Annotated in this window: 1 protein-coding gene; it reads left to right on the top strand. The window is 70.0% G+C overall.

The window, feature by feature from the left end; genetic code table 11:
• Positions 1–7: 7 nt before the first annotated feature.
• Positions 8–510: polyprenol monophosphomannose synthase (locus NS184_RS16905; protein WP_242863101.1), on the top strand; the 503-nt coding region annotated here is incomplete at its 3' end.

Genomic DNA, 510 nt, shown 5'->3' with positions numbered 1-510 from the left:
CGAGTCACTGGTCATCATCCCGACGTACGACGAGGCGGAGAACATCCGTCCGATCGTGGGCCGTACCCTGGCCGCGACCGACGACACGGTGCACGTGCTGGTCGTGGACGACAACTCACCCGACGGCACCGGGGAGATCGCCGACCAGCTCGCGACCGAGACCGACCGGGTGCACGTGCTGCACCGGACCGTGAAGGACGGCCTGGGCGGGGCGTACCTCGCCGGGTTCGCCTGGGGGCTCGAGCACGGCTACGACAAGCTCGTCGAGATGGACGCCGACGGCTCGCACCACCCCGAGTACCTGCCCTGGATGCTCGAACTCGCCGACAGCAACGACCTCGTCCTCGGCTCCCGCTGGGTCAAGGGCGGGCAGGTCGAGAACTGGCCCTGGTACCGCGAGGCGCTCTCCCGCGGCGGGAACCTGTACACCAGGGTCGCGCTCGGGATCGCGGTGCGGGACGCCACGGGCGGGTTCCGGGTCTTCACCCGCAGCGCGTTGGAACGGATCGA

Source organism: Curtobacterium luteum, assembly GCF_001475545.1.
GTDB lineage: Bacteria > Actinomycetota > Actinomycetes > Actinomycetales > Microbacteriaceae > Curtobacterium > Curtobacterium luteum_A.
This window is presented reverse-complemented; position numbering and strand designations above follow the sequence as displayed.